Here is a 16,485-nt window from a genome sequence, read left to right on the forward strand (position 1 = left end):
ATGCGCGGCCGGGGTCCGGGCGTGAGCCGGGCCCTCCGGGTGGCGGCTGCTCTCGGCGGTGCGGTGTTCGTGCTCTGGGCGGCGGCCACGCTGACGTTCTTCGGGCTGCGGCTGATCCCGGGCGACCCGGCGCAGGCCGTGCTCGGCGGGCCGGGATCGCAGGCGAGCGCCGAGGCGCTGGCCGCCGTGCGGGCCGAGTACGGGTTCGACCAGCCGATCTGGGTGCAGTACCTGCGCTACCTCGGCCGTCTCGTCACGGGTGACCTCGGCACCTCGTACTCGCAGCGGCAGTCGGTCGCCTCGATCATCGGCAGCCAGATCGGCGGCACGCTGCTGCTCGCGGTGCTCGCGCTCGCGCTCGCCTGGCTGCTCGCCCTCGGGCTCGCCGTCTGGTCGACCCGCGGCGGACGGCTCGCCGCCGCGGTGGGGTCGGGCCTCGAGATCGTGGCGGCCGCCGTGCCGCACTTCTGGCTCGCGACCGTGCTGGTGCTGGTGTTCAGCACGACGCTGCGCTGGTTCCCGGCGGTGAGCACGGCCGGGCCGGCCGGGCTGGTGCTGCCGGTGCTCACCCTCGCCCTGCCGCTAGCCGGGTTCCTCGGGCAGGTGATGCGCGAGTCGGTGCTCGACGCCCTCGAGGCGCCGTTCGTGCTCTCGGCCCGCGCCCGCGGCGAGAGCGAGCCGGGCGTTCGGTGGCGGCACGTGCTGCGGCACGGTGCACTGCCCGGCATCGCGCTCTCGGGCTGGGCCTTCGGCTGGCTGATCTCGGGGGCCGTGGTGGTCGAGACGATCTTCGCCCGGCCCGGGCTCGGACGCACGCTACTGAACGCGGTGCAGCTGCGGGACGTGCCGCTCGTGATCGGGGTCGTGCTCGTCGTGGCGGTGGGGTACGTGGTGATGACGCTGCTGACCGACGTGGTGTCCCGCATCGCGGACCCGCGGCTGGCGGGTACAGGGCGGGGCTCCGGGCGGGGTCGCACTCGCGATCTGGCGCAGGTTCCGGCGGTGCGCGCATGAGCCTGCCTGCGGTGTCGACGGTGGCCGCCGTGGCCCCCGACGGGCGCGGCGCATCCACCGTGCGGCGCGGGCGACGGATGCTCGGCCCTGCCCAGTGGGTGGCCGTCGCCGTGCTGGCGCTGCTGCTTCTCGCGGCCGTCGCCCCCGCGGTGCTCGCGCCGGGCGACCCGTTCGCGATCGCCCCCACGGACGCCTTCCTGTCGCCGCGGTGGGGGCATCCGCTCGGCACCGACGAGTCGGGCCGGGACATCTACACCCGCGTGGTGCACGGAGCCGGCACCTCGCTCGTGATCGGGGTCGCCGCAACGGCGATCGGCATCGTGCTCGCGCTCGTGCTGGGGCTCGCAGCCGCGCTCGGCGGGCGGGTCGTCGACTTCGGCGTGAACCGGCTCCTCGAGGTGCTCTTCGCCTTCCCGGGGCTGCTGCTGGCACTGCTCGTCATCACGGTCTACGGGCCGGGCATCGTCACCTCGACCATCGCGGTGGGGCTGGCGACGGCGCCGGGGTACGCACGGATCATCCGCGCGCAGGCCCGCTCGGTCGCCACCGCCCCCTACGTCGAGGCGGCGGTGGTGCTCGGGCGGTCGCCGGGGCGCATCCTCGCGCGGCACATCCTGCCGAACGCCGTGCTGCCCGTGATCGTGCTCGTGACCCTCGGCGTGGGGCAGGCGATCGTCTGGGCGGCGGCGCTCAGCTACCTCGGCCTCGGGGCCGAGCCGCCCGCCGCGGAGTGGGGCGCGATGCTCTACGCGGGCAAGAACTACCTGGCGACGGCGTGGTGGATGACGTTCTTCCCGGGCCTCGCGATCGTGCTGGCGGCCGCGGCGACGACGGTGCTCGGGCGGGCGCTGCAGAAGCGGGGGCCGCGATGAGCGCCGAGCCGCGGCCCGGCGTCCCGGCGCCTGAGGTGCTCGTGCGGGTCGAGGGCCTGCGGGTGGGGTTCGGCAGGCGCGGGGCGCGACGGGGGCCGGCCGTCGTCGACGGGGTGTCCTTCACGGTCGAGGCCGGGCGGGCGCTCGCGATCGTGGGCGAGTCGGGATCGGGCAAGTCGGTCACCGCCCGATCGCTGGTGGGGCTCGCGGGCCCCGGGGCGTGGACGTCGGCCAGGGCGCTGGAGGTGGGCGGAGCATCCGTTCTCGGACCCGTCGGCGCGGACGGCGCCGGCCGGGGCCTGTCGGCCGCCGCGTGGCGACGGATCCGCGGCGGCGAGGTGGGGCTGGTCGTGCAGGACGCGCTGGTGTCGCTCGACCCGCTGCGCCCGATCGGGCGGGAGATCGGCGACGCGCTGCGGCTGCACACGCGACTGTCGGCGTCCGAGCGGCGGGCGCGGGTGCTGTCGCTGCTCGACTCGGGCGGGATGCCCGAACCCGCCTCACGCCTCCACCAGCGCTCGGGCGAGCTCTCGGGCGGGCTGCGCCAGCGCGCGCTGATCGCGTCGGCGCTGGCTGCGTCACCGCGCCTGCTGATCGCCGACGAGCCGACGACGGCGCTGGACAGCACCGTGCAGGCGCAGATCCTCGCGCTGCTGGAGAGCGTGCGCGAGGCCGGCACCGGGCTGCTGTTCATCAGCCACGACCTCGCCGTGGTGTCGCGCATCGCCGACGACGTGCTCGTCATGCGGGCCGGCCGCGTCGTGGAGTCGGGGCCGGTGGCGCAGGTGCTCGGCGACCCGCAGCACGACTACACGAAGGCGCTGCTGCGCGCGGTGCCGACGGGGGTGCCGCGCGGGGTGCCGCTCGCCTGGCCCGGTGCGGGGTCGGGCGCCAGAACGGCTCCGGCGTCGGCTCCAGCCGTCGCGGCGGCGAGGGGCGCGTCGACGGCACCCCGCCCGGAGACGGCGCCCGTGCTCGAGCTCGACGGGGTGTCGAAGACGTTCGGGGGCCGGCTTGCGGTCGTCGACGTCACCCTGTCGCTCGCCGGCGGCAGCACGCTCGGGCTGGTCGGCGAGTCGGGCTCGGGCAAGACGACCCTCGCCCGCATCGCCCTCGGCCTCACCCCACCCGACACCGGCTCGGTGCGGCTCGACGGGCGGCACTGGGCGCCCGGTTCCGAGCGCGACCGCCGCTCCCGCCGCCCGCTGCTCGGCGCCGTCTACCAGGACGCCCTCTCGTCGTTCGACCCGCGGCTGACCGTGCGGCAGATCCTCGCGGACGCCCTCCGCGGAGCATCCGCCCCCCGCCCCCTCGCCGAGCTGCTCGACGACGTCGGTCTCGCCCCCTCGATCGCCGAGGCTCGCCCCCTCGAGCTCTCGGGCGGACAGCGCCAGCGTGTGTCGATCGCCCGTGCGCTCGCGCCCTCGCCCCGCGTGATCGTGCTCGACGAGCCGGTGTCGGCGCTGGACGTGTCGATCCAGGCGCAGATCCTCGACCTGCTCGACCGCCTGCAGCGCGAGCACGGTCTCGCGTACCTGTTCATCTCGCACGATCTCGGGGTGGTGCAGCACATGAGCGACACGCTCGCCGTCATGAAGGACGGCCGGATCGTCGAGCACGGGCGGTCGTCGGCCGTCTTCGACCGCCCGGCCCACCCGTACACCCAGGCGCTGCTCGCCGCTGCCCCCCGGCTTCACCCCTGAGGGCTCAGGCGCCGGCCTCGAGGTTCTTGGTGGACGGCCGGAAGCCCGGGTGCGGGCCGGGGAAGCCGAGCCGCTCCCGCAGGGTGAGCGATCGGTCCGGCTGCGTCCACGCGCCCCGGGCCTCCAGCTCGGGCAGCACCAGGGCGATGAAGTCCTCGTAGGCGCCGGAGTCGCCGAAGGTGGGCTCCAGCAGGAAGCCGTCGAGGTCGGCGGTCTCCGCCGTCTCGATCAGCTCCTCGGCGACCTCGGCCGGCGAGCCGGTGATGACGAAGCCCCGCTCCTGCACCCGGAAGGCGTCGAGCACGTCCTGCACCGTGCGGACGCCGGGCATCGACCGGTAGCGGTCGAGCGGCGTGTGGCCCTGGCCGGTGCCGGCGATGTCCTCGATGGGCATCGAGCGATCGAGCGCCCGGAGGTCGATCCCCGTGAAGCCCGCGAAGAGCACCGCGGCGTCGTCCATCGAGAACTGCTCCTCGAGTTCCCGGCGCCGCTCGAGCGCCTCCTGTCGCGTGGGTGCCACGGTGACGGTGACCCCGCTGATGATCTTGAGGTCGTGCGGGTCGCGGCCGGCGGCGGCCACGCGCGAGCGGATGTCCGTGGCGGCGATCCGCGCCTGCTCGACGGTCTGGCCCTGGATGAACATGGCTTCGGCGTTGCGCGCCCCGAAGTCGCGGCCGCGGCCGGACATGCCCGCCTGGAACAGCACCGGCGTGCGCTGCCGACCCGGCGGCACCTTGAACAGGCCGTGGCTCGAGAAGTGCTCGCTTCGGTAGGCGAGCGGCCGGATGCGCGAGGGGTCGACGAGCGTGTTCGACTCGCGGTCGAACACGACGGCGTCGTCGTCCCAGACGTCCTCGAGCAGGCTCCGCGCGAGGTCGACGAACTCGTCCGCGACGTCGTAGCGGGCGTCGTGGTCGAAATGGGTGATGCCGAAGAGCTCTTCGGTCACCTGGGCGGTGCTGCCCGTCACCACGTTCCAGCCGATGTGACCGTTCGTGAAGGCGTCGAGGGTCGCGAAGCGACGGGCCGTGGGGAAGGGCTGCTCGAGCGACGTCGACGAGGTCACGACGATGCCGAGCGACGGCGCCGCCTGGGAGAGGGCGCTGACGAGCAGCAGCGGGTCGTAGCCCGGGAACAGGATCCCGTGGGTCAGCACCTCCTCGGGCACCTCGCCGTCGATCTGCGGGTAGCCGTAGCTGTCGGCGAACAGGATGAAGTCGAACCCCGCCGCGTCCAGCGTCTTCGCGAGGCCGATCCAGTACTCCGGGCTCCCGTAGCGGTCACCGCGACCGTTCGGGTGTCGCCAGGTCGGCACCCCGTTGGAGGGTGTGAGGATCTCGAACACGCCGAGGGAGAGAGGCTTGACCATCCCCCCAGCATCGTCGAGCGCGAGGCGGCGCCGGAAGGAGCGCTAAAACGTTTTACACAGTTGTAACGCGGCGCGTCGAGCCCCGACGCACGAGGTTCACGGGGAAGACCTCGACCCGGGGTGCTCCTCCGTTCGCGACGCGGTCGACGAGCTGCTCGAAGGCGCTCCGCGCCATGGCTGCGGCGTCCTGGCGCAGCGTGGTGAGCCCGGGGGTGATGCGCGAGGCCCAGCTGATGTCGTCGAATCCGCAGATGAGCAGGTCGTCGGGGACGACCCGGCCGAGGTCGTGGCACTCGAAGAGGGCGCCGATGGCCTGGTTGTCGGTGCAGGCGAAGAGCGCGTCGATCTCGGGGTGCTGCGCGAGCATCCGTCGCACGCCCTCGCGGCCGCCCTCGAAGGAGTAGGGGGCGGTCACCCGGTGCAGCCGGGACGGGTCGATCCCCCGGTCGGACAGGCCCGCCGAGAAGCCGGCGCCGCGCTGCGTGGCGGTGGTCAGGGTGCCCGGGCCCGCGAGCAGACCGAAGACGGTGCCACCCGCCTCCACCAGGTGCTCGGCGGCGGCGCGCCCGCCCCCGACGTTGTCGGAGTGGACTCCGCCGATGCCCGGCAGGTCGAAGCCCTCGTCGACCGCGACGATCGGCAGCCCGTGCGGGAACGCCGGATCGGACGCCGTGGCTCTCGGGTTGGTGGAGAACAGCAGCACGCCGTCGACCGAGCCGGCGAGCCTCGTCAGCGAGGCGGCCTCGCGGCCGGCATCGAACGCCGTGTTGACGAGCGAGAGCTGGAAGCCGGACTCGTCGGCCAGGCCCTCGATGACGCCGACCATGCCCGCCCAGAACGGATTGGTCACGTCGGGGATGACGAGACCGATGCTCTGGTGCAGCCCGGTTCGGAGCGACCGGGCGACGCCGTTCGGGCGGTAGCCGAGCTCGGCGGCCGACCGCCGCACCCGCTCGATCGCGCCGGGGCCCACCCGGCGTGCCCCGGTCAACGCGTTGCTCGCGGTGGCGATGCTCACCTGCGCCCGTTCGGCGACGTCGCGGAGCGTGACCGGGCCGCTGCCGGCCGGTTCGATCTTCATACGCCGAACGCTACCAGCGCACGATCAGCCGTTCGAGGAGGCCGACGAGACCGAGCAGCGCGAGGGTCGTCAGCGCCGAGAAGAAGATCGCCGCCCACATCTGCGGGAGGTTCAGATAGGTGGTCGCCATCACGATCACCGCACCGATGCCCTTGCTCGACCCGGTGAACTCGGACACCACGGCACCGATGACGGCCGCGGTCACCGAGAGCCGCGCGCCGGCGAACAGGTACGGGAGGCTCGACGGCACGCGCAACCGGAAGAAGATCTCCGTCTTCGACGCCGACATCGCGTCGAAGACCTCGAGGGCCTGCGGATCGACGGCGCGGAGCCCCGTGATCGAGTTGATCAGGGTGGGGAAGAACGCGCTGAGCGCCGCGACGATGACGTGCGGGATCTGGTTGAACCCGAACGCCACCACGAGAGCCGGGGCGATCGCGACGATGGGCGTGACGTTCAGCAGCAGGGCGACGGGCATGATCGCGGCCCGGAGGAAGCGGAAGTGCACGATCGCCGACGCCAGTAGGAGCGCCACCGCGACCCCGATGACGAAGCCGAGGAGCGCCGCCTGCAGCGTCACGGCCAGGTTCTCGAGGTAGAACTCCGGCCGCCCCGCGATGTCGGCGATCACGTCCTGCATCGGCGGGAGCACGCTCTTGAAGGTCGCCGCCGCCCACTGCCAGGCGATGGCGAGCAGCACGAACAGCAGCAGCGGCGCACCGACCGTGAGCAGCGCCCCACCGGTGCGGGGCGACAGGCGGCGTCGGCTGCGGGCGAGGGGCACCGCGCTCACCGCGGGGTTCAGCGGATCGATTCCGACGGTCATTCGTCACCCTCCCAGGCGCTCCAGAGGATCTGCTTGACCTGCGCGACCTTCGCCGTGAACTCCGGCGTCTCGGTCAGTTCCCACGTGCGCGGTCGCGGCAGGTCGATGTCGACCACCTGCCGGATGCGCCCCGGCCGCGGACTCATCACCACCACCCGGTCGGACAGCAGCACCGCCTCCATCGCCGAGTGGGTCACGAAGACGATCGTCTTGCGGTGGTGCTCCCAGAGCTCCAGCAACCGGATGCGCAGGGTGTCGCGGGTGAGTTCGTCGAGTGCGGAGAAGGGCTCGTCCATCAGCATCAACGGGGCACCTTGGGCGAAGCCCCGGGCGATCGAGGCCCGCTGGCGCATGCCTCCCGAGAGCTGGTCGGGGCGGGAGGACCGGAAGTCGCCGAGACCGACCTCCTCGAGGATGCCGACGGCCGCCTCGGGTCGCCGTGTGGTGGCGCCGCTCCGGTCGGCCCGGGTGTTGATCACCGACGACAGCGAGGCGTTCGCCTCGATGTCGAGCCACGGCAGGAGTGCCGACGACTGCGGGATCCAGGCGATGTCCTTCCGCGCCGAGGCCTCGCGGGGTGTGCTGCCGAAGATCGAGATCTCGCCCGTGGTCTGGGTGTCGAGCCCGGCGATCAGGCGCAGCAGGGTGGACTTGCCACAGCCCGATGGCCCGAAGAGGGTGATGAACTCCCCCTCCTGGATGGTGAGATCGACGCCGGTCAGCGCCTCGACCGTCTTCTTCCCCCTGGTGTAGGTGCGGCCGACCCGGCTCAGTTCGATCCCGGCCGAGCTCGTCGCGCCAGAGCTGACACTCATGCGGCGTCCTTCCGATGGGTGGTGGTCGAGAACGAGGGGCCGAGCACGACGATCTTGCCGAAGAACGCGTCGGACTCCAGCCGCGCCTCGGCCGCGGGCAGCTGCTCGAACGGCCAGACGCTGTCGAGCACCACGTCGAAGCGGCCCGACCCGAAGCCGGCGACGGCCGAGGCCATGTCCGCCCGGCTGTAGCTGCCGTGGCCGATGATGCTGCGGCCGCGCTGATAGAGATCGGGCAGATGAAGTTCGGTGTCGAGGCCGTCGGTGGTGCCGGAGAGCACGACGCGGCCACCCGCCCGGGTGGCCCGCAGGGCCTGCCCGAGGAAGCGCCCGCCCACATGGTCCCAGACGAGGTCGGCACCCCGGCCACCGGTGAGCGACAGCACCTCGGCGACCCAGTCGTCGGTGGCCGAGCGGTCGATCACCCGCACCCGGCCATCGCGTCCGGCCCGCTCCTTCTTGGCGGCACCCGAGACGAGGGCGATCACCTCGGCCCCGTGGGCGAGCGCGATCTGGATGCCCGCCGCGCCGAGGCCCGACCCGGCGCCCGGGATGACCACGGTCTCCCCCGAACGCAGGCGTCCGGCCCCTAGGAGCCCACGCCAGGCGGACGCCCCCGCCACCGGCACGGCGGCGAAGCGGGCGAGGGAATCCTGGTCGTCGAGGGCGACGTCGACCACGGTGCAGTTGCGCTCGGGCACCGTGACGAGCTCCGCCATGCCGCCGTCCCGCGTCGAGCCGATCGTCTGGAACGCGTCGCAGTAGGTGGGGGTCTCGGCCAGGCACAGGGCGCACTCGCCGCAGCTGACCACGGGGTCCACCAGCACGACCGCGCCGAGCAGGTCGCCCGGGGTGCCGGCTCCGACGGCCACCACCTCGCCGATCAGGTCCATGCCCGCCACGTGCGGCACGGACATGCCCGGGATGACGGGTTCGCGCCGCTGGAGGACGTCGAGGCGGTTGAGCGCCACCGCGAGCATCCGCACCACCACCTCGTCGTCGGCCGGCTCGGGTGGGGCGACCTCGGTCAGCCTCCGCACCTCCGGCCCGCCGAAACCGGTCTGGAGCCACGCTCTCACGGAGCGGGCCAGATCAACTCGGTGCCGTCGTGGATCGCCTCGATGAAGCTCGGGTCGATCGCCGCCGCCACGTCGGGCTTCGCCTTCACGAGATCGAACTGCACCAGCATGTCGGCCTCCGCTGTCCACTGCTCGACCGTCTCGCCGCCAATGGGCAGACCGTCGGGCTGGCTCTCGTCGATCAGCCCCACCTCGGTGGCCCAGCGGGCGCGGCTGGACTCGAGGTCGTAGCCGGCGTCGGAGAGCGCCTCGGCGTAGGACAGCGCTTCGTCGAGGTTCGCGTCCGACTCGTTGATCCAGTCGTACGAGTAGAGGCTGGCCCGCAGGAAGTCCTCGACCGCGGTCGGGTGCTCCTCCTTGAACGTGTTGTTGACGATCTGCGTGTTGAAGGCCGACTCGATGCCGTACTCGGCCGGGTCCCACTCCGTGATGTCGAAGCCCTGCGCCTTCAGCGCCAGCGGCTCGTTCGACTTGTAGCCGGTGAGCGCCTGCACCTGGTCGTTCGGGAGGATCGTCGGGTCGTAGCCGACCGAGACCCAGTTGATCGTCGTCGGGTCGACGCCCTCCTCGAGGAACATGGCCTGGATCTGGGGCGGGATGGCGCCCTTGTAGCCGGCGGTCAGGCCGCTGAAGTCGGCCAGCGAGGCCGGCCCGCCGTCGGTCATCGTCATGAGCGTGATCGCCACGGTGTTGCCGTAGGTGGCGACACCCGAGATGTCCGCACCGTTGTCGATCGCGACCAGCACGTCGGAGGGGCTGCCCACGCCGGCGAACTGGGCGGTGCCCGCGCTGACGAGTTGGGCGTTGTTCGAACCGGGCTGCAGCGTGACGTCGAGGCAGAGGTCCTCGAAGACCCCGCGTTCCTTCGCCGTGATCACGTCGAGCAGCCCGGCGGAGGCGACGTAGCCGAACGACGTGAGGAACGTGATGGGGCCGGCCGCCCGGTTCTCGGCGCAGCGCTCGGCGCTGATCAGGTCGCTGCCGGCGGACGCCGAGGCGGTCGATTCCGACGCGGTGCTCGATCCCGAGCATCCGGCCAGCAACAGGACCGAGGCGGCGGAGAGCGCGGCGAGTGCCGTGACGGGTGCGGTCTTCGTGAGCGGTGCAGGTGACATACGAGGCCTTCCGGAGGGCGCCGGGGAGATCCCGGCTGACTGAGGGGGGAATTTCGTGGAGCCGGCGTGCCCGTGATGGAGCTGCAGGAGCGATCGCGTGTTCGGCACACTAACAACACCCCGGGCCCGGATGTAAATCGTTTTATTTCGAGCGTGTAAAAGGTAGATCACGGGCACTTTGCGCCGCCCGCCCCACGGGCGTCGTGGCGCAGGGTGGGGTGATGGACGAGACCGAGAGCACCCGATACGGAGCAGCGAGCCCGGAGGCCGCCGCCTCGGCCGCCCTCGCCGAGCACCTCGGCACGCCGCTCCGGCCGCGACGGCTGACCCTTCCCGACGGAACCTCGGTCGAGGTCGAGGCGATGGACTCGGAGGGCACGGTGATCGCTCAGTACGTGCTGAACGGCGGCGCCGTGAAGTCGAGCCTCCGCAACAAGGTCGCGGCCGATCTGTTCAAGCTCGTCTGGGTGCGTCACGCCCTGGCACCGGATGCGCGCGCGGTGCTCTGTGTCAGCCCGACGGTCGCCGCCGTGCTCGGTCGGCGCGGCTGGCTCAGCGCCGCGGCACGCGACCTCCGCATCACGGTGGTCGTGCTGCTCGAATCCGGCCGGATCGAGGAGCTGTCCTCTCCCCCGGGGCCGTAATCCGCCCGTAACGATCGGTTCCTATACTCGGTCCCAGGCTGGACTCCGCGACGCAACCCCGGTTCGCATCGCACGCTTCCCACCGTGTCCTGGTTCGTCGGCGTCCGCCGGCGCACTCGAACTGGAGGAGCATCATGTCCGCATCACCCCGGGAGTACGGCGTCTTCCTGCCGAACGCCGCCGGCGGCTGGCTGGTCTCGACGACCGCGCCGTACCCGCCCGCCGACTACGACCACAACAAGCAGATCGCCCGGGTGGCCGAGGAGATCGGCCTTGACTTCGTGATGGCCATGGCCAAGTGGCGCGGCTTCGGCGGCGCGACCGACCACTGGGGCGAGACCATCGAGTCGATGACCATGATGGCCGGCATCGCCGAGGCCACCGAGCGGGTGAAGATCTGGGCGACCGTGCACGCGAACATGCAGAACCCCGCCTTCGCCGCCAAGGTCTTCACCACGCTGCAGCAGATCAGTCACGGCCGGGCCGGGATGAACATCGTGAACGGCTCCTACGCCGACGAGTTCGAGCAGATGGGCATCTGGGACGCGGGGATGACCAAGGAGGAGCGCTACCGGATGACGTCGGAGTGGGCCGAGCTCGTCACGCGGCTCTGGAGCGAGGACTCCGTGACGCACGCCGGCGAGTTCTACACGCTCACCGACTGCCAGTCCCGGCCGCATCCGGAGACGAGGCCCGAGATCATCAACGCCGCGACCTCGCCGGCCGGGCGGGTCTTCCAGGCGCAGTACGCCGACGGGGCGTTCCTCGGCGCCGACACGCTCGAGGACATGAGGATCTCGTCGCTGGACGTGCACGACCGTGCCGCCGCGCTCGGCCGATCGGTCAAGACCTACGCGATGCTCACCGTCGTGCTCGGTGACACGGATGCGGAGGCCGCCGCCCGGGCCACGGAGTACGGCCGCGGGATCGACCGGGTCGCACTGGCGAACATGCGCAGGTCGTGGGGCATGCCCGAGGAGCGGGCGCTCGCCTGGGCGGAGGGAGCCGACGGGGAGCAGGCGTTCCAGACCGTGTACGTGGCGGGGGGTCCGTCCCGGGTGGTCGAGCACATCAGCACCGTCATGGACACGGCCGAGCTCGACGGGTTGATGCTGATCTTCCCCGACTATCTGGCCGATCTGCCCGCGTTCGGCGAGGCCGTGCTGCCGGCGCTGCGCGATCTCGAGGCGGTGCGGGCGTGAGCGGCGTGGGCTCGGCGGGCACGGGCGAGGCGGGCACGGGCGGCGTGGGCTCGCCGGTGTGGGCGGGGCGGGCATGAGCGGCGTGGGCGGGGCGGATGCTCGGGACGCCGTGCTGCGGGTGGAGGACGTGCGCGCTGCGGCACTGCGCGCGGCCGGGCATCCGGTGCTCGTGGTCGTCGACGTGCAGCGCGACTTCGCCGACCCGGAGCTGCTGGCCGGCTGGGGTGTCGACGACGCGGGACTGGCCGCCGTCGACGCCGCCATCACGCGCTGCGACGAGCTGGTCTCGGCCGCACGGCGACTCGACGTGCCCGTGGTCTGGGTCGAACTCGCCTACGACCCCGCCCGGCCGTGGCGGGCCAGCGCCTGGCTGCAGACGGGTGACCCCGACTCCCCCACCGACTCCTTCCCGTGCGTGGCGGGCAGCGCGGGGGCCGACTGGTGGCGCCTGGATCCGGCACCGGGAGAGGCCCGGGTGCGCAAGCGCTTCTACAGCGGGTTCGCCGACACCTCGCTCGCCGCTGTGCTCGAGGAGCTGCAGGCCGGCTGGCTGGTGGTCGCCGGGCTGACGACCGAGTGCTGCGTGCAGGCGACGGCGACGGACGCGGTGCAGCACGACCTGCCCGTCGTCGTCGCCCGGGACGCGACCGCCGCCTACAGCGTCGCGCTGCACGACGCGGCGCTCGCGAGTCTTGCGCTGAACGTCGCCGACGTGCGGGGCAGCTCGGAGATCGAAGCGCTCTGGAGCCCCGCATGACCGGCATGCACACCGCTTTCGACCTGTCGTTCGCCCACACCGAGGGGCGCTGGGCACGGCCCGGCTCCTGGATCGGCGCCGGCTTCCCCGACGTGCAGGTGTACCAGGAGATCGCGCGCACGGCCGAACGAGCCGGAGTAGACCTGCTCTTCTTCGGCGACGGAAGCGGCATACCCGACACCTGGCGCGGGTCGATGGACGCGGCCTTGGAGTGGGGCATCCAGTGGCCCCGCCACGACATGAGCCCGGTCGTCACCTCGATGGCGGCGGTGACGGAGCACATCGGGTTCGGGCTGACCTACTCCTCGACCTTCCTGCACCCGTTCACCGTCGCGCGGCTGCTCAACTCGCTCGACCACGTCACGGCCGGGCGCATCGCGTTCAACGTCGTCGCGTCGGCGCGGAGTGCCGACGCCGCCAACTACGGCTTCGACGAGCGGATGGACCATGACGAGCGCTACGACCGGATGAGCGAGTTCATGACCGTGTGCCGCGAGCTCTGGGCGTCGGTGCCGGCCTCGGCCATCATCGCCGACCGGGTCACAGGGCGGTTCGCCGACCCCGCGCAGATCAGCGCGATCGACCACGTCGGGCGGTACTTCCGGGTGAAGGGGCCCCTCGCCAGCGTGCCGAGCCCCCAGGGCTCACCCGTGCTCGTGCAGGCGGGGAACTCCCCCAAGGGCATCGCCACTTCGGCGTCGTTCGTCGAGCTGGTCTTCGGCTTCGGCGCGAGCGTCGCCGGCCAGCAGCGCCATCGGGCGGCGCTGGATGCGGCGCTCACGAGCGAGGGCCGGGACCCGGCCTCGGTCGGCATCCTCTGGGCGACGCAGGCGATCGTCGGGCGGAGCGCCCTGGAAGCCGCGTCGCGCCGGGACGAGGTGGCGGCGTTCTGGAACGAGGAGGCGGTGGGGGCGTTCCTGTCGCACAACGTCGGCTTCGACTTCTCGACGCTGCCCGCGAGCTTCACCCTCGACGAGCTGGTGGACGAGGTCAAGCGGGTGCAGGGCGCCCAGGGCGGGTTCGTCGGGGCACTCGTCGCCGAGCTCGGAGCGGAGACGACGCTCACCCGCACCGAGCTCTTCGAGCACGGCTGGCGTCACGCGACCGGGCTCGACCACACTCTCTGCGGCACCGCGGCCTCGATCGCGGACCAGCTCGAGGAGAACTTCGCCGCCACGGGTGGGCACGGCGGCTACATGTTCTCGAGCCCGCTCGCCGCGCCGTCGGGGGCGGCCGATCTCGCCGAGCTGCTCGTGCCGGAGCTGCGGCGGCGGGGCGCCCTGGCGCCTCGGTATCCGGGGGCGACGCTGAGGGAGAACCTCAGGGGCTGACTCGGCATCAGGCCGTGACGACCTCGGGGGTGCCGATCTCGCCCGGGGGCATCTCGGCGGCGAGACGGTTGGCCTCCTCGATCAGGGTCGCGACGATCTCCGATTCGGGGACGGTCTTGATGACCTCGCCCTTGACGAAGATCTGGCCCTTGCCGTTGCCCGAGGCGACACCGAGGTCGGCCTCGCGAGCCTCGCCCGGGCCGTTCACGACGCAGCCCATCACGGCGACGCGCAGCGGCACGGTCATGCCCTCGAGCCCGTCGGTGACGTCGTTCGCGAGCTTGTACACGTCGACCTGCGCGCGGCCGCACGAGGGGCACGACACGATCTCGAGCTTGCGCTCGCGGAGGTTCAGCGACTGCAGGATCTGCAGCCCGACCTTGACCTCCTCGGCCGGCGGGGCCGACAGCGAGACGCGGATGGTGTCGCCGATGCCCTCGGAGAGCAGGATGCCGAACGCCGTGGCGCTCTTGATCGTGCCCTGGAACGACGGCCCGGCCTCGGTCACACCGAGGTGCAGCGGCCAGTCGCCCCGCTCGGCGAGCAGGCGGTAGGCCTTGACCATGACGATCGGGTCGTTGTGCTTGACCGAGATCTTGAAGTCGTGGAAGTCGTGCTCCTCGAACAGCGAGGCCTCCCAGACGGCGCTCTCGACGAGGGCCTCGGGGGTCGCCTTGCCGTACTTCTCGAGCAGGCGCGGGTCGAGCGAGCCGGCGTTCACGCCGATGCGGATCGAGACCTCGGCAGCCTTGGCCGCCGCGGCGATCTCGCCCACCTTGTCGTCGAACTTGCGGATGTTGCCCGGATTCACGCGCACGGCCGCACAGCCGGCGTCGATCGCGGCGAAGACGTAGTTCGGCTGGAAGTGGATGTCGGCGATCACCGGGATCTGCGACTTCTTCGCGATGATCGGCAGGGCTTCGGCGTCGTCGCGGGACGGCACGGCCACACGGACGATGTCGCAGCCCGAGGCGGTGAGCTCGGCGATCTGCTGCAGGGTGGCGTTGATGTTCGGCGTGGGAGTCGTGGTCATCGACTGCACGCTCACCGGGGCGTCGCCGCCCACGAGCACCTTGCCGACCTTGATCTGGCGCGACTTACGACGGGGAGCGAGGGTTTCGGGCGGGGGTTTGGGCATCCCCAAGTTGACTGCAGGCACGGGTTCAGTCTAGATCCGCAGTCTGGATGCACGGTCAGGGCGGGCCGGATCCTGAACGTTCTGTGAGCCCGCGCCGGCGCGCTGCGCGCCCGACCGGCGAGGGTGACGGTGACGGGCGGATGCGCATCCGCTCGTCACGTGGCCGGAGCGGATGCGCATCCGCTCGCCGCTCAGCCGAAGAGGTCGATCGGCTTCACGATGTCGGCGTAGACGAGCAGCGCCGTCATGCCGCCGAACAGGATGACGACCGCGAACGTCAGCGGCATGAGCTTCGCCGCGTCGACCGGCCCCGGGTCGGGCCGCTTGAAGACCTTGGCGACGAAGCGGCGGATGCCCTCCCACAGCGCCGACACGACGTGGCCGCCGTCGAGCGGGGTGAGCGGCACGAGGTTGATCACGAAGAGCGCGATGTTGAGCGAGCCGAGGAGACCGAGGAGGCTCGCCGCCTTCGAAGCGAGCGGGATGGTGTCGATCGAGGCGATCTCGCCGGCGACGCGGCCGACGCCGACGACGCTGATCGGGCCGTTCGGGTCGCGTTCGCCCGAGCCGAACGCAGCCTGCGCGACGTCGTAGAGGCGCTGCGGCAGGTTCGCCACGAGCGCGACGGTGTGGCCGATGTTCTCGCCGATGAACGCGGGCACCGCGGTGATGGGCTGCGGCACGAGCTCGCTGGCGGCGCCGATGCCGACGAAGCCGACCTCCTCAGTGAGGTTCTGGCCGTCAGCGTCGGTGACGATCTTGCCGTCGTCGCCGTAGACGTAGCGCTCGGTGAGCAGCGGGGTGAGGCTCAGGGTCTGCTCGCTGCCGTCGCGCTCGACGACCACCGGCAGGGTCTCGCCGGCGGCGTCGCGGATGATGCCCGTCGACTGCTCCCAGCTGTCGATCGGCGTGCCCCCGATGCTGACGAGGGTGTCGCCCGGCTTCAGCCCGGCCGCGGCGCCCGGCGACGGCTGGTCACCGGTCTCGCAGCTCTGCCGTTCGCTCGTCGCCGGCAGCACGCAGGCCGAGACGCTGCCGATCGTGGTCGAGGACTGCGCCGTGCCGAAGCCGACGAGAGTGATCGAGAAGAACACGACGGCGAGCACCAGGTTCATGAACGGCCCGCCGAGCATCACGATGATGCGCTGCCAGACCGGCTTGCGGTAGAAGGCGCGGTCGTCCTCGTCGACACCGATGGTGAGCTGGGACTGCTCGCGGGCGTCCTGCGCCATCGACTGGAAGAAGCCGGTGCTGTTCGCCACCGCCTTCTGGCCCTCGCGGCGCGGCGGGAACATGCCGATCATCGAGATGTAGCCGCCGAGCGGGATCGCCTTCACGCCGTACTCGGTCTCGCCGCGCCGGCGGGAGAGCACGGTCGGACCGAAGCCGATCATGTACTGGGTGACCTTGATGCCGAAGAGCTTCGCCGGCACCAGGTGGCCGACCTCGTGCAGGCCGATGGAGACGGCGAGCCCGACGGCGATGATGAGCACGCCGAGAATGAACTGCAGGACCGTTTCCACACGAGGACCCTACCCG

15 protein-coding genes are annotated in these 16,485 nt (G+C 71.9%); 7 read left to right on the top strand and 8 right to left on the bottom strand.

Annotation, left to right across the window (positions count from 1 at the left end):
* The 3 genes from NVV95_RS02235 to NVV95_RS02245 are packed head-to-tail and all read left to right on the top strand — an operon-like array spanning position 1 to position 3,589.
* Positions 1 to 1,014, top strand: a complete 1,014-nt coding sequence (locus tag NVV95_RS02235; RefSeq protein ID WP_259484901.1) for an ABC transporter permease — start codon at positions 1 to 3, stop codon at positions 1,012 to 1,014.
* Positions 1,011 to 1,886 (top strand): ABC transporter permease, encoded by an 876-nt coding sequence (locus tag NVV95_RS02240; protein ID WP_259484902.1) that lies wholly within the window; start codon positions 1,011 to 1,013, stop codon positions 1,884 to 1,886. Before NVV95_RS02235 ends, NVV95_RS02240 begins: the two co-directional genes overlap by 4 nt.
* Positions 1,883 to 3,589: a dipeptide ABC transporter ATP-binding protein gene (locus tag NVV95_RS02245; protein WP_259484903.1), complete on the top strand. Its 1,707-nt coding sequence runs from the start codon at positions 1,883 to 1,885 to the stop codon at positions 3,587 to 3,589. Before NVV95_RS02240 ends, NVV95_RS02245 begins: the two co-directional genes overlap by 4 nt.
* A gap of 4 nt (positions 3,590 to 3,593) precedes the next feature.
* On the opposite strand, the gene NVV95_RS02250 is transcribed toward NVV95_RS02245, so the two are convergent.
* From NVV95_RS02250 to NVV95_RS02275, 6 genes are read right to left on the bottom strand one after another with little or no spacing between them, the layout of a single operon-like run.
* A complete protein-coding gene (locus NVV95_RS02250; RefSeq protein ID WP_259484904.1) occupies positions 3,594 to 4,958 on the bottom strand; it encodes an NtaA/DmoA family FMN-dependent monooxygenase in 1,365 nt (454 codons plus the stop codon).
* A 52-nt stretch (positions 4,959 to 5,010) separates the two neighbouring features.
* A complete protein-coding gene (locus NVV95_RS02255) occupies positions 5,011 to 6,039 on the bottom strand; it encodes a LacI family DNA-binding transcriptional regulator (protein WP_259484905.1) in 1,029 nt (342 codons plus the stop codon).
* A gap of 10 nt (positions 6,040 to 6,049) precedes the next feature.
* A complete protein-coding gene (locus NVV95_RS02260) occupies positions 6,050 to 6,865 on the bottom strand; it encodes an ABC transporter permease (protein WP_259484906.1) in 816 nt (271 codons plus the stop codon).
* Positions 6,862 to 7,680, bottom strand: a complete 819-nt coding sequence (locus tag NVV95_RS02265; protein WP_259484907.1) for an ABC transporter ATP-binding protein — start codon at positions 7,678 to 7,680, stop codon at positions 6,862 to 6,864. Before NVV95_RS02265 ends, NVV95_RS02260 begins: the two co-directional genes overlap by 4 nt.
* Complete coding sequence (locus NVV95_RS02270; RefSeq protein WP_259484908.1) at positions 7,677 to 8,759, bottom strand: zinc-binding dehydrogenase; 1,083 nt, start codon at positions 8,757 to 8,759, stop codon at positions 7,677 to 7,679. The genes NVV95_RS02265 and NVV95_RS02270 overlap by 4 nt, the downstream gene beginning before the upstream one ends.
* The gene (locus tag NVV95_RS02275) at positions 8,756 to 9,874 is read right to left on the bottom strand and encodes an ABC transporter substrate-binding protein (protein ID WP_259484909.1); all 1,119 of its coding nucleotides are present in this window, start codon (positions 9,872 to 9,874) and stop codon (positions 8,756 to 8,758) included. The genes NVV95_RS02270 and NVV95_RS02275 overlap by 4 nt, the downstream gene beginning before the upstream one ends.
* 221 nt (positions 9,875 to 10,095) lie before the next feature.
* Here NVV95_RS02275 and NVV95_RS02280 point away from each other — a divergent pair, with 221 nt between their 5' ends.
* From NVV95_RS02280 to NVV95_RS02295, 4 genes are all read left to right on the top strand, one after another.
* Positions 10,096 to 10,518 carry a hypothetical protein gene (locus NVV95_RS02280; protein WP_259484910.1) on the top strand — a complete coding sequence of 141 codons (423 nt, stop codon included), beginning with the start codon at positions 10,096 to 10,098 and terminating at the stop codon, positions 10,516 to 10,518.
* Between the two features lie 134 nt (positions 10,519 to 10,652).
* Positions 10,653 to 11,720 (top strand): LLM class flavin-dependent oxidoreductase, encoded by a 1,068-nt coding sequence (locus tag NVV95_RS02285; protein WP_259484911.1) that lies wholly within the window; start codon positions 10,653 to 10,655, stop codon positions 11,718 to 11,720.
* Between the two features lie 73 nt (positions 11,721 to 11,793).
* On the top strand, positions 11,794 to 12,477 hold the full coding sequence (locus tag NVV95_RS02290) for a cysteine hydrolase family protein (protein ID WP_259484912.1): 684 nt from the start codon (positions 11,794 to 11,796) through the stop codon (positions 12,475 to 12,477).
* Entirely contained in the window at positions 12,474 to 13,808 is a 1,335-nt protein-coding gene (locus NVV95_RS02295) for an NtaA/DmoA family FMN-dependent monooxygenase (RefSeq protein ID WP_259484913.1), read from the top strand. Before NVV95_RS02290 ends, NVV95_RS02295 begins: the two co-directional genes overlap by 4 nt.
* A gap of 7 nt (positions 13,809 to 13,815) precedes the next feature.
* On the opposite strand, the gene ispG is transcribed toward NVV95_RS02295, so the two are convergent.
* On the bottom strand, positions 13,816 to 14,946 hold the full coding sequence (gene ispG, locus NVV95_RS02300) for a flavodoxin-dependent (E)-4-hydroxy-3-methylbut-2-enyl-diphosphate synthase (protein ID WP_259485200.1): 1,131 nt from the start codon (positions 14,944 to 14,946) through the stop codon (positions 13,816 to 13,818).
* 191 nt (positions 14,947 to 15,137) lie between these two features.
* Positions 15,138 to 16,469 carry a M50 family metallopeptidase gene (locus NVV95_RS02305; protein ID WP_259484914.1) on the bottom strand — a complete coding sequence of 444 codons (1,332 nt, stop codon included), beginning with the start codon at positions 16,467 to 16,469 and terminating at the stop codon, positions 15,138 to 15,140.
* Positions 16,470 to 16,485: the final 16 nt, after the last annotated feature.

It is taken from the genome of Herbiconiux gentiana, from assembly GCF_024978135.1.
GTDB classification, from domain to species: Bacteria; Actinomycetota; Actinomycetes; order Actinomycetales; family Microbacteriaceae; genus Herbiconiux; species Herbiconiux gentiana.